The organism is Methanobrevibacter arboriphilus JCM 13429 = DSM 1125, from assembly GCF_002072215.1.
GTDB classification, from domain to species: domain Archaea; phylum Methanobacteriota; class Methanobacteria; order Methanobacteriales; family Methanobacteriaceae; genus Methanobinarius; species Methanobinarius arboriphilicus.
The window spans coordinates 18,597-31,770 of the sequence record NZ_JXMW01000029.1; the positions used below are offsets into that span (position 1 = coordinate 18,597).

13 protein-coding genes are annotated in these 13,174 nt (G+C 25.3%); 9 read left to right on the forward strand and 4 right to left on the reverse strand.

Going from position 1 to position 13,174, the window contains the following annotated elements; translation table 11 throughout:
- The first annotated feature begins 13 nt into the window (after positions 1 to 13).
- The 7 genes from guaB to MBBAR_RS09210 all read left to right on the forward strand — a co-directional run bounded on the left by guaB (position 14) and on the right by MBBAR_RS09210 (position 7,052).
- On the forward strand, positions 14 to 1,495 hold the full coding sequence (guaB, locus tag MBBAR_RS09180; RefSeq protein ID WP_080461048.1) for an IMP dehydrogenase: 1,482 nt from the start codon (positions 14 to 16) through the stop codon (positions 1,493 to 1,495).
- A 392-nt stretch (positions 1,496 to 1,887) separates the two neighbouring features.
- Complete coding sequence (locus tag MBBAR_RS09185) at positions 1,888 to 2,760, forward strand: Rpn family recombination-promoting nuclease/putative transposase (RefSeq protein WP_080461049.1); 873 nt, start codon at positions 1,888 to 1,890, stop codon at positions 2,758 to 2,760.
- 300 nt (positions 2,761 to 3,060) lie between these two features.
- Positions 3,061 to 4,308, forward strand: a complete 1,248-nt coding sequence (locus MBBAR_RS09190) for an HD domain-containing protein (RefSeq protein WP_080461050.1) — start codon at positions 3,061 to 3,063, stop codon at positions 4,306 to 4,308.
- A 368-nt stretch (positions 4,309 to 4,676) separates the two neighbouring features.
- The gene (locus MBBAR_RS09195; protein WP_080461051.1) at positions 4,677 to 5,225 is read left to right on the forward strand and encodes a UbiX family flavin prenyltransferase; all 549 of its coding nucleotides are present in this window, start codon (positions 4,677 to 4,679) and stop codon (positions 5,223 to 5,225) included.
- Between the two features lie 46 nt (positions 5,226 to 5,271).
- Entirely contained in the window at positions 5,272 to 5,835 is a 564-nt protein-coding gene (gene cbiT / locus MBBAR_RS09200) for a precorrin-6Y C5,15-methyltransferase (decarboxylating) subunit CbiT (RefSeq protein ID WP_080461052.1), read from the forward strand.
- A gap of 39 nt (positions 5,836 to 5,874) precedes the next feature.
- The gene (locus MBBAR_RS09205; protein WP_080461053.1) at positions 5,875 to 6,636 is read left to right on the forward strand and encodes a hypothetical protein; all 762 of its coding nucleotides are present in this window, start codon (positions 5,875 to 5,877) and stop codon (positions 6,634 to 6,636) included.
- Positions 6,637 to 6,851: 215 nt separating this feature from the next.
- A complete protein-coding gene (locus MBBAR_RS09210) occupies positions 6,852 to 7,052 on the forward strand; it encodes a pseudomurein-binding repeat-containing protein (protein ID WP_042703778.1) in 201 nt (66 codons plus the stop codon).
- A gap of 262 nt (positions 7,053 to 7,314) precedes the next feature.
- On the opposite strand, the gene MBBAR_RS09215 is transcribed toward MBBAR_RS09210, so the two are convergent.
- Both MBBAR_RS09215 and tsaA read right to left on the reverse strand, forming a co-directional pair.
- On the reverse strand, positions 7,315 to 8,139 hold the full coding sequence (locus MBBAR_RS09215) for a molybdenum cofactor guanylyltransferase (RefSeq protein ID WP_080461054.1): 825 nt from the start codon (positions 8,137 to 8,139) through the stop codon (positions 7,315 to 7,317).
- Positions 8,140 to 8,335: 196 nt separating this feature from the next.
- Positions 8,336 to 8,827, reverse strand: coding sequence for a tRNA (N6-threonylcarbamoyladenosine(37)-N6)-methyltransferase TrmO (gene tsaA, locus MBBAR_RS09220; protein ID WP_080461055.1), 492 nt, complete (start codon positions 8,825 to 8,827; stop codon positions 8,336 to 8,338).
- Between the two features lie 363 nt (positions 8,828 to 9,190).
- Here tsaA and MBBAR_RS09225 point away from each other — a divergent pair, with 363 nt between their 5' ends.
- On the forward strand, positions 9,191 to 9,400 hold the full coding sequence (locus MBBAR_RS09225; protein WP_080461056.1) for a TOBE domain-containing protein: 210 nt from the start codon (positions 9,191 to 9,193) through the stop codon (positions 9,398 to 9,400).
- A 224-nt stretch (positions 9,401 to 9,624) separates the two neighbouring features.
- Here MBBAR_RS09225 and MBBAR_RS09230 read toward each other — a convergent pair whose 3' ends face one another.
- A complete protein-coding gene (locus tag MBBAR_RS09230) occupies positions 9,625 to 10,074 on the reverse strand; it encodes a molybdenum cofactor biosynthesis protein MoaE (protein WP_080461057.1) in 450 nt (149 codons plus the stop codon).
- A 365-nt stretch (positions 10,075 to 10,439) separates the two neighbouring features.
- A complete protein-coding gene (locus tag MBBAR_RS09235) occupies positions 10,440 to 10,979 on the reverse strand; it encodes a nicotinamide-nucleotide adenylyltransferase (RefSeq protein WP_080461058.1) in 540 nt (179 codons plus the stop codon).
- A 326-nt stretch (positions 10,980 to 11,305) separates the two neighbouring features.
- Between MBBAR_RS09235 and MBBAR_RS09240 the strand changes: the two genes are divergently transcribed.
- Positions 11,306 to 13,129: an ATP-binding cassette domain-containing protein gene (locus MBBAR_RS09240; RefSeq protein ID WP_080461059.1), complete on the forward strand. Its 1,824-nt coding sequence runs from the start codon at positions 11,306 to 11,308 to the stop codon at positions 13,127 to 13,129.
- The last annotated feature ends 45 nt before the right edge of the window (positions 13,130 to 13,174 follow it).

Sequence of the window (13,174 nt, forward strand, 5' to 3'; positions counted from 1 at the left end):
AGGTGTGAGGGAAGTGTATTCAAAAAAATTAAAAGAAGCTGAACTTGGGTTTACATATGATGACTTTTTACTTGTTCCAAATGCATCATATACAGAAGCAAAAGATGTTGATACTAAAGCTAAAGTATCTAGGAATTTTGAATTAAATATTCCGATTATTAGTTCAGCTATGGATACTGTAACAGAGTCAGACATGGCTATTGCTTTAGCTCAAGAAGGAGGTCTTGGTGTCATACATCGTAATATGACCTTAGAACAACAAGTTAAAGAGGTTAAAAAAGTAAAAATGTCTGGAGATTTAACAATTAAAGATGTTGTTACTATTACTCCAAACTCATCTATTTCAACAGTTAAAACTATCATGGAAGAGGAAGAGGTTAGTGGGCTTCCTGTTATTGAAGATGAAAAACTAATTGGTATTATTAGTAAAAGGGATATTAAACCTTTTTTAAATAATAATTCTGATAAAAAAGTTGAAGATATAATGACTTCTGATGTTGTAACAATTGAAGAACCTATTACTCCATCTGAAGCTCTTGAACTTGCTTATGAAAATAAGGTTGAAAGGCTTCCTGTTATTCGTGATGGTAAATTAGCTGGGATTGTTACTATTCGTGATATTTTAAATCATAAAAAATATCCTAATGCTGCTCGTGATAAAAATGGAAACTTTTTAGTGGCTGCTGCTGCTGGACCATTTGATTTAGAAAGAGCTATGGCACTTGATGAAGCTGGTGCTGATATTATTGCTGTTGATTGTGCTCATGCTCATAATATGAATGTTGTTAAATTTGCAAAGACAATGAAAGAAAATATTAACGCTGATCTTATTATGGGTAATATTGCAACTAGTGAAGCTGCAGAAGACTTAATAGCTCAGGGTATTGATGGTTTGAAGGTTGGAATTGGTCCTGGTTCAATGTGTACAACAAGAATCATTGCTGGTGTTGGTGTTCCTCAATTATCAGCTATTTCATCTGTTGCTGATGTAGCTAGTGAATATGGTGTTCCTGTAATTGCTGATGGTGGTCTTCGTTATTCTGGAGATATAGCTAAAGCTTTAGGTGCTGGTGCTGATTTAGTAATGCTTGGGAATTTACTTGCAGGTACTTATGAATCTCCGGGTGATGTTGTTGTCATGAATGGAAGAAAATACAAACAATATCGTGGTATGGGTTCAATGGGAGCTATGACTGGTGGTTTTGGTGGTGGAGCTGATAGATATTTCCAAGAAATTAAAGGTCCAATGAAGCATTCAAAACTTGTTCCAGAAGGAGTTGAAGGTGCTGTACCTTATAAAGGAACTATTAATGAAGTGATATTCCAACTTGTTGGTGGACTTAAAGCATCTATGGGTTACTGTGGTGCTAAAGATATTAAATCAATGCAGGAAGTAGCTAAATTTGTTAGAATTACTTCTAGTGGTATAAAAGAAAGTCACCCTCATGATCTTTTGATTACTAATGAAAGTCCTAATTATCCTACTTTGGATTGATTTTTAGGGTTTATTTTATTTTTTTTTATTTTATTATTTTTAGTATTAATTCTTGTTTTATTTTTAGTGTTAATTTTTGTTTTTTATTTAATCTTTTTTTCTTGTTAATTTATTTTATTTAAATTTAATCTTTTTTTATGAATAATTAATTTTTAATTAGTAATTTTTTCCATCATTGTTGCTTGTATTTAATTATTTTTTTATTATTTATTTTTTATTAGTTTTTTTTGGGATTTTATTTTCGGATTTTAGTTACAATTTGTTTATTTCATTATAATTTAGCTATTTAGGATAAATTTTCTTTTTTGGTGTTAGTAAAGGTTTTATATTTGTTTTGGTTAAATAATTATTTAATTATAGTTTTAAAATAATTTTTATGGAGAGATTTATTTTTGAGTTTTAATAATGAAATTAGGAATTATGATCCTTTGTATGATTTTCTTTTTAGGGGTTATATGGCAAGTTCTGGATGTGAAAGGCAATTGACTAGTTTAATCAATGCTATTTTAGTTGAAAATGATGAAAATTTAGTTTCTGAGTTGGAAATTGTTGATAATAAATCTTTACCAGCTAATATTATGGGTAAAAAGTCTTGTATTCTTGATCTTCGCTCTGTTGCATTAGATGGTAGAATAATTAACATCGAAGTTCAAAGGCAGAATGAAAAATTTTTTAAAAGGAGAAATCAACTTTATATATCTAGAGAATTTTCTAATTCAGCTAATGAAGGAAAATTTAGGTTTTTAAAGGAACATATCCAGATTAATATATTAGGGTTTAAATTTTGTGAAAATGTGAAAATCACCCGAAAATTTAATATAATTGATAAAACAGACATTAAATGTGAATATAGCCAATGTATAAAAATAATTAATATTAGTCTTGTTCCTTTTAGAAAGATAAAAAAGATTGATTTTGATAATCCTTTACATAGATGTTTAGTATTTTTGGATAAAAATAGTACAATTGAGATGATTGAAATGGTTATGAGCAAAGATGAAGCAATTAAATTAGCTCATGAAAAAGTAAAAGAATTGTTAAAAGATGAAAAATTTTTGCATAAAATGAATATTGAAAGTCAACGCGAGTTAAAGTATGAAAGTGAAATGGCTTATGCTGAAGATAAAGGTGTAAAAAAAGGAAAGAAAAAAGGTATTGAGCAAGGTGAGTTAAATATAGCTAAAAAATTGATTGAAGCAGGTATGTCTATTGAAGAGATAGCTAAAACTACTGGTCTTTCTATAGCTAAACTTGAAAAGTTGTAGTCTTTTTTTATATTTTTTTATAGTAGTGAATGCTTGTTTTTTATTATTTTTTATTATTTTTATGGAATTTTTTTATATATTTTTCTTAACTTCATAGAAAAACTTATTACATTTTATTTTCATAAATATTATTAATAAAACTAATAGATTGAGTTAATCATTTATTGAAGTTCATTGATTTAATATATTGAGTTAAGTATGTATTGATTTAATATATTGATTTAATATTATATTTTGATTTATTTTAAAAACTTATTAAAATTTATTAAAACTTATTGAGAAGATTTAAGAAGTGTTATAATGTCTAATCCAACTAAATTTCTGAGAGATAGTGTTCATGGAAATCTTCCATTAAATGAATTTGAAGTTGAAATAATGGATTCTCCTCAAATTCAAAGATTAAGAAGAATAAAACAACTTGGATTTATATCTTTAATATATCCTGGTGCAAATCACTCTAGGTTTGAACATTCAACAGGGACTATGTTTTTAGGATCTAAATTAGCAGATCATCTTGAATTATCTGACTATGATAAAAATCTAGTTAGAATTGCTGCATTACTTCATGACATTGGTCATGGACCATTTTCACATGTTTCAGAAGCAGTTTTAGATGTTAAACATGAAGTTTTAACAGCTAAAGTTATTAAAGAAACTTCATTAAACGATATAATAACTAAAGAATTTGATTCAAGGGAAGTTATTGATATTATTAATGGTAAGGGTTCTCTTGGACCTATTATTTCTGGAGAGCTTGATGTAGATCGTATGGATTATTTAATTCGTGATTCTCATTATACTGGTGTGGCGTATGGAGTAATAGATGTTGATAGGATTATAGCTAACTTAAAACTTAATCAATATCTTATTTTGGATATTAAAGGTGTGCAAGCTGCTGAAGAAGCTCTTGTAGCTAGATATCAAATGTATCCTAGTGTTTATCAACACCATACTACTCGTATTGTTAATGCTATGTTTAGGAGGTGTCTTAAAAAGGTTTTTAAGGCAAATATTATTTGTAGTGATGATATATACAAATATGATGATGCTGATATGCTTTGTATATGTAGAAATGTTGATGAAAAGGAATCTAAGGATAATGCTTTTATTAAAGATATTGTAACAAGGTTAGATAATAGAAATTTACTTAAGAGTGTATGTTCGACTCGGTTAAATGAGTTTGAAAATCCTCCTGAAATTTTCGATATAAAAAAAATAGCTCTTGATAAGTGTGAGGAAGAGATTAGTGAGGATATGGGCATTGATAGGGATTATGTTATTTTAAATATTCCAGAATATCCTAGATTTGATGAGATGAAAACTCAAGTCGCTCTTGGTGATGAGCTTTTCCATCTTAATGAGATTTCAAGTATTGTTAAAGCACTTCAAAGTGCAAGGTTCAATTATCCTGATATTTGTTTATATGTTCCAAAAGAAGATAAGGATAAATTTAAAAATTTTAAATTGGATAATTATTTAAATCTTCCAAAAAGAGCAGAGAATAAATTTGATAAAGTTCATTTTGAACAATCTAAATTATTTGATTAAACATTTATTTTGTTATTAACTTACAATTATTAGAATTATTACTTAAAATATTATTTACTATTATTATTGCTTATTAAATCACTTATTGTTTAAACTTTTCATTATTTAAACTTTTCATTGTTTAAATTATACTATTGGAATATTATGAATACTATTAATAGTATAATATTATTAATATTATTAGGTTTAAGATAATTTATTTCATTATTTTTAAAGATATTTTATTTAATTAATTATTTAATTAATTATTATTATTTAGTTATATAATTATTATAAATAGTATAAATAATATAAATATCTTTTAATATTTAAAGTTCATATTTAATAATAAATAATTCTTAATAATAAATAATTTAATAGGGGTTAAAATGATAATTATAGCTATTACTGGTGCAAGTGGTGTTGTTTATAGCTTAAAGCTACTTAAAGCACTTAAAAAATTGGATATGGAAACTGGTGTTGTGGTAAGTAAACCAGCAGAAATAATTTTTGATTATGAATTAGGAATAAAATTAGATGATATAAAAGAATTAGCTAATCACTTCTATGAACCAAATGATTTAACTTCCTCTATAAATAGTGGTTCTTTTAAATTTGATTCTCTTGTAATTGTTCCATGTTCTATGAAAACTTTATCTGCTATAGCTAATGGATATGGCAACAATGCAATAACAAGAGTGGCTGATGTTGCACTAAAAGAAAGGAGAAAAATTATCCTTGTTCCTCGTGAAACCCCTCTTAGATCTATTCATCTTGAAAATATGCTTGAAATAAGTAGAGAAGGTGGAATAATTTTACCAGCAATGCCTGGATTTTATCATAATCCTGAAAATATAGATGATATAATCAACTTTGTAGTTGGTAAAATATTGGATTCATTAAATATTGAAAATGACTTATTTAAAAGATGGGAATAATTTCCAATTAAATAAATAGTATATTTATCATTAAGAGGAGAATTTTATGATTCAAGATCATGAATTTATAAGTTTTAAAGAGGTTCCAGGACCTACAAAGGAAGAAATTAGATGTTTACTATTATGTAAAAGTGAAGTTTCAAATGAGGACATAGTTGTTGATATTGGTTGTGGAACTGGTGGAATAACAACAGACTTTGCAAAAGTAGCTAAAAAAGTAATATCCATTGATAAAAATCCAAATGCTATTGAATTAACTTCTAAAAATATTAAAAAGCATGGTGTTTTTGAAAATGTAGATTTAATAGAAAATGATGCTATTTCTGCTCTTAAATCAATAGAAAACTTTGATATAGTTATTATTGGTGGAAGTGGTGGGGACCTTGATGAAATTTTAGAATTAGTTTTTTCAAAGTTGAATAAAAATGGTAGAATAATAGTAACAGGGATTTTAATTGAAACAAAGTATGTTGCTATTAAAAAACTAAAGAGTTTAGGCTTAGAACCTAAAGTTGTTGAGGTTACTATTTCAAGAGGTAATTCTATTGGTCTTGGAACGATGATGTTAGCTGAAAATCCTATAGCTATTATTTCTTCAAAGATTAAATGATAATTTTAGTTAATATATGAGTATTGAAGGAGGATCACATTGAAAATCAACTGGAAAATTAAATTAGGAATAATTTTGCTTTTAACATCTGTAGCTATGTATTCTTTTGCTTTCTTTGCTTTAAATGAACATGAGAAGGTTATATTTTACTTGGTAATTGATTTTGCTTTTATGCCTTTAGATGTTCTTGTAGTTGTTCTTGTTGTTGAAGGAATAATTAATAAAAAAGAGAAAGAAAATATACTAGAAAAGCTTGATATGATTATGAGTGTCTTCTTTTCAGAATTTGGAACTGAATTTTTATCTAAATTTATTAATATTTCTAATAAAAATGAAAAAATTAACAAGTTATTAAAAAATCTTAATATTTGGTCTGATAAAGAATTTAGCAATTTTTTAAAGGATTTAAAAAAAACAGATTTAGAAATTAATCTTGATTTAGGTATTGACCAACGTAAAGAATTTCTCATAGATTTAAAACAATTACTTGTTGAAAATAGAGGGTTTTTAATAAGATTATTAGAAAATCCAAATTTACTTGAAAAAGATACTTTTTCAAATCTTCTTTTAGCTATTTTCCACTTAGATGAAGAGCTTGAAAGAAGAGATTTTAATAGAGATCTTATAGAAAGTGATTATGAACATCTTGCTAATGATATTAATAGAGTTTATTCTAGTTTAATTTATGAATGGGTTAATTATTTATACTATTTAAAACTGCATTATCCTTATATGTTCTCTATTGCTGTTCGTACAAATCCTTTTGATGATAATGCAAGTATATATGTAAATGAATCTTAATTTATTTATAACTATTTTTTCTAAGTCTTATATTATTTTATTTAAGGAGAGTTATAATTTATTTCTCCTTTTTTATTTACCTTTTAATTTTTTAATTTTTAATGTTTTTTCATAATTTTGTCTAGCTAATAATAGAATACTTTATATACTAGAAAAAAGGTATTTATAATCATAATAAAACCCATGTATATTTTTTTATATCATGGTGGGTATCTATGACACATTTAACGCTAGAAGAATATAGAGGAATGGTAGAAGAGATTATGGATATAAAAAATACTACTGGTGAAATGCCAGAGTATGCTCAAGTAAGTAATATTAGGATTAATCGTGAAGATTATTGTAATATGATTGAGCGTGTCAATAAATTTATTTTAGAGATGGGCAGAAGTCCTCGTTCAATTGAAATCGATTGATTCAATTTAAAATAAGTATATTTCCAGAATTTTTTTTAATTAAACCAACAATGCAAAAATAGCTAATTAAATCTATTTAATAATAATATAGAATTATTTCAGTGTTAATTTACTATAAATATACTGAATATTATAATTATATATTATTAGGTAGTTATTTATTACTATAAATACACACTTTGAGAGTGTTTTTCAAAATTATTATTATTTTTTATTATACTAGTTTATTTTAGGAATTTTTTATTTTATATCATATTTTATATCAGTTTATTTCATCTATATCTTTTTTATAATTGATATTTTTAAAATTAGAACCAGATATATTATAATTAAGTTTTTCATTGGTAGATATGACTTTATCTTCATCAATCAAAATAAAATAAGAGTTCATTGATTTTATGAGGGATTTTACTTTCATTTCATTTTGTTCTAATAATAATTCTATGGTTTTATATGTGTTTTTTTTATAGATACTATGTAGTGGTTCTGTATTTTCTATTATAAAGTTTTTCATGACTCCTTCTTTATAAAAACCTGATTTAGGAAGATCAATTTCATTTTCGTTATTTTTTTCATTATCATTTTCATTATCATTTTCTTTATTTTTTCCATTTTTTTCTTTATTTTCAAGCTTTTTTTTGAAATGAAATGGAACTATCCCATCAACATCGGTATAAATGGATTTAATTTCATTTAGAATCTTAAACATATTATTAATATATTCATTACTTATAAATGGGGAATCACAGGGTAAAATAAGTCCATATTCACTAGAAATATTCTTAAGGCCAGTCATTATACCTGAAATTGGTCCTTTATTTTTTATTTCATCTTCTACGAAAATTAATTTAAAATTAAACTTTTTATCAAGTTTTTTAAGATAGCTATCAATGATTGACTTATATTTAGCTATTCTATCTCTATCATTTAAAACAATTATTACTTCATTAATTTGGGGAGTTATAGCTTCAAGTACATGAATTATCATAGGTGTTTCTTGTATTTGCAGGGATCCTTTATCTTGACCCATACGTTTACTCATACCTCCACATAATATAATAATAGATTTATTAGATTGGCTTTTCATAGAATATCTCTTAAACATTTAATATAAAGAATATTATTTTAAAATATCATTTAATAGATTCTTTTAATAGAATCTGTATATTTTTAATAAAATTATATTTAATAGTGTATATTTATTTTGTATATATCTATTCTAAAATATTATTTTATATTATAAAATTATTTTTAAAATATTATTTTTTTATTAATAATTTGTATTAATCAATAAAACGATCATCTGATCTTGTTTTTTCAGCATTTTCATGTTTATCTTCAAACCATCCAATTTTCAAATCTTTACAGGTATCTTGATACAGTTGTGGAACATAAGGTTTAATATCTAAAAGAGGTGTTCCATTTAAAATATCTACATTAGATATTTCTATAACATTTTCATTAACTGAATCTAATTTCACTACGGATATTCCAATTGGATTTAATCTTCTTGGTGATCTTGTTGCAAAAACACCATGATGGTCATTATCTAAAAATGGCTTTACTTCTAATGAATATCCTTTAACTTTGTGTAGATAGTAAACTAATGTTAAATGTGAAAAACCATCTAAATCTTTTAATCCTGGTATTAAGTCATCTCTTAAGTGAATTTCTCCTTTTATTCCTTGAGCACCAATCGGTTGAATTGGCATTCCTTCAAGTTCATCAAAAGGTGAGTGTACTGTTCCAATAGGTGTAAATTCTATTTTGTTCATATCTGAAATTATATACTTTTTAATTTATATATTTTATTTTTTTAAATACTATTTCTATATTTTTTAGTATCATCTCTATATTTTTTAGTATTATCTCTATATTTTTTAAGCACTACTCCTATTATTATTATTATTATTATTAATGATAAATCAAATATAAAGTTCGATATGAACTATTTTTCGTGGTCGATAATAAAACTTTTATTTTACAAAATAGAAGTTAAATAACAAGATTTATATAATATCATTAATATAATTAAGTATATAACTATAGAATTAAGTATTATAAAATTAAGTGCATAATTATAAATTATAAAACATATATTATTTTGTATTTTTAATTATGCTTTTAGGAGGAATATTATGAAAATTAGTGCAAGAAATAAATTAGATGGAGAAATTGAAGCTGTTAATTTAGGTGCTGTAATGGCAAGTATTAAAATTAAAGTTGAGGATCCTGGAGTTCTAACAGCATTAATAACCAAAGAATCTGCTGAAGGTTTAGGTCTTAAAAAAGGAGATAAAGTTTCAGCTATTATAAAATCTACAGAAATAATTGTTGGAAAAGAATAAGAAAAAGAATAATATTTCTAACATTCTTTTCTTTTTTTATGTTTTTTATTTAGTTTTTTCACTTTTTGAGTATTTTTTTTTTTATTTAGTTTTTATACATGTTTTACTTATTTTTTAAATGTTTTTTGAATTACTTTTTAAATAATTTTTTAAATTACTTTTTCAAGTATTTAGTTTTCAAATATTTAATTTTCAAGTATTTAGTTTTTATTATTTAATTTTTATTATCCTCCAGCCATAATAATCTTAGTTCCAGTACTGGATATCTCTTCTTTTTTAAAATCAACATCAAATTTAGTTCTTTCTATAACTTCTTTTAAAGCATCAAGAGTTTCATTTCTGTGAGGTCCTAAAACAGCTGTTAAAAATAAAGGGTCTCCTGTGTAGAATTCTCCTATAAAATGTACGATAGCTACTCCGTAAACACCATATTTGATTTTAACACTTTCGGCAATTTTTTCAAGATCGTTTTGAGCTTTTTCTTTATTAGGTGTGGTTAATATCATTTTATCAACTATTTTTTCACCTTCAACACTTTTTTCTATTCCACGAACAAAGCCTTCAAATGTAAATATAGCTCCTGATTCATCTATTCTCTTATTTTTCTTTAATGAATCAATTAAATCTTGTATTTGATAATATTCATCATCCTTTTCAACTATTTTAATAACCATTTTATCTTCTCTCCTTATTATACTAACATTTTATTACAATAAAACTTTATTACAATAAATTTTTATAATAATTAATTATAGTATTCATAACAATATTAATTATAGTATTATAATAATTAAATTGTAGTATTCATAACAATAATAGTTTTAGTATTATAATAATTATATTATAGTATTATTTTAATTATACATATAAATATAACTATAGTTATATAAATTTTTTATTATTATTTTATATACTAATTTTATTTATATGTATAATATTGATCAACAAGTCATAATATTAATAAATAGGTCATATATTGATCAACAAGTCATAATATTAATCAATAATCCTTAATATTAATTAATAAACTAAGTTAATATTATTTAACTATTTCACTAACTTCTTTTTTAGCTAAATGTTTTAATCTTTCAATTCCATTTATTTCTTCAATGATCTTAGCTGTTGAAGTTGGAACTAGCTTTTTCCAATTTTCATCTTCAAGCATTCTTCTTCTTACTTCTGTTCCAGAAAGTTTTTCCCTTTTAAAAAGAGGAGGCCTAGCTACATCATAACCTTCTTCTTCAAACAATTGCTGTACTAATGGATTTCCACTAAAAACATTTCCAAAAGGTGGAGTTAACATTTTTATATGGGAAACCCACACAGCATTCATTTGAATATCTTGGATAGGTATAATATAATATCTTGCAGAGTTGATACTGTTTTCAGCTAATGCTTTTGTAAGCATCATTACCCTTTCACCAGCTGTAAATGGATCAACTATTGTATGACTTAGCTGAGCACTTCCAATTCCAATAATGATTTCATCAACTTCCTCAAGTGTTTTTTTAATCACTTGAATATGTCCATTATGAACTGGTTGCATCCTACCAATTAATAATCCTCTTTTTTCTTTCATTATTATAATATATAATTTTCATATTATTAAATTTAGCTATAATTTTTTAACCTATATTTAAAAACAAAAAACTAAAGAACAAAATTTATAAGATCAGGTTTTAATACATTTTATTATTATAATAAACATTATTATAATTATTATAATATAATTATTATAATAAAAATTATAATAGAGTTTTATAATAAAGTTTATTAAAATTTAAAAGTTTATAATAAAATTTTTAGAATTATTTTATTTAATTTCATGTTAATTATTCTTTAAAAGGTTATAACTCATCATATTAGAAGAAATTATTGGTTTTATTAAAAAAATTAGTGGTATTTATGATTAAATTGGAAAATATTAGTAAATCTTACAAATTAGACAATGGTGAAGAAGTATCTGCACTAAAAAATATCAATCTTGAGGTTGAAGATGGTGAAATATTAGGTATAATTGGAATGAGTGGTTCTGGAAAAACTAGTCTTCTTAGAATACTTAGAGGTGTTGAAAAGTTTGATAGTGGGAAGATAACACTTGATGACATAGAAGTTTCTTTTGATTCAAGTCAATATTATTATAATAAACTTAGAAAGGATACAGCAATTCATCTTCAAAGATCTTTTGGTTTATGGCCAGAAACAACTATTAATAATGTCATAAGAAAATTATATGGTGCTAAATATGGTGATGAGGGGTCCACTGATTTTGAATTTGCTTATGATCAGTTTGGTGATGAAGCTAGAGAAATTTTAAAGGTTGTTGGTCTTGAAGAAAAGGCAGATCATTTTGCACCAGTATTAAGTGGTGGTGAAAAACAACGTCTTGTTATGGCAAGACAACTAGCTAAAAAACCAAAAGTTTTACTTCTTGATGAACCTGCTACTATGGCTTGTCCAAGAACAAAGCAAGCTATACTTGATTCAATAAAAAGAATTAATAAAGAGTTAGGAGTAACTGTAGTTTTAGTATCACACTTGCCCGAAGTCCATAGATATTTAGCAAACAGGGTTATTTTACTTGAAGATGGTAAAATAAAAGAAGAGGGATGTCCTAAAGATGTTACTGATGATTTTTTAGATGAACTTGATACAGAAATAGCTATTGATCCAACAGTTGATGATGAAACAATTATTAAAGTTAATAATCTTGAAAAGAGATTTTTCCTCTTAAAAGGTGGAAATGTTCTTGATATTGAGGATATTAATTTAGAAATTAAAAAACGTGATATTTTAACTATTCTTGGCCCTAGTGGTGCTGGTAAGACTATTCTTCTTAGAATGCTTGCTGGATTAGATTTTCCTGAAAAAGGAGAAGTTCTTTATAGGTTAGGTAGTGAAGATTCGAATGATAACTATAAAGACAATAATTCTAAAGACAATAACTATAAAGACAATAATTCTGAAGATAAAAATGATGTTGATAATAAATATACAGATAAAAATGATGAAGATATTGATGAAGGAGTTTGGGTAGATCTTGATGATCCTGGAATCAATAGAATGAAAGTTAGAAGAAAAATCGGTTTTATGTATCAAGAATTTGCACTTCAGCACCATTCAACTATTAAGGATCAGTTAGCTACAAAATTAGGTTTTAAAAATGAGTTTGTAGTGGATGAGGCAAGAAAAAAAGCTAAAGAATTAGAATTAGGTGATGAACTTTTAGATGCATTGTATCAGCTCACTGATTTACCTGAAAATGAAGCTAAATCACGTCTTGAACAGATTGGTCTTCTTCCTGATATTTTAGATGATTTGTTCCCTAAATTCCCTGAAAAAGCTGTTAAAGAAGAAATTAAGCCAATATTTGATGCATTAGATCTTCCTCTTGAAATACTAAATAGAAAGTCTTATGAGCTTTCTGGTGGTCAGAAGGTTCGTGCTATGTTAGCTTTAGCTTTATCTTCAAAACCTGAAACTTTGTTACTTGATGAACCATTTGGTGATTTAGATCCAATAACACTTAGAATTGTTGCAAATTCTATTAAAAAGATTAATAAAGAGTTTAAAACAACTATAATAATGGTTTCACACAATATCGATTTTATAAAAGAGCTTAGTAAAAGAGCTATTTTCATGGATAATGGAAAAATCATTGATGATGGTAACCCTATTAAGTTAGTTGATGATTTTGTTGATTTTTGTAAGGCAGATTATTTGAGTTAATGGTTATATTATATTTTTGATATTATATTGTATTTATAATGTTAT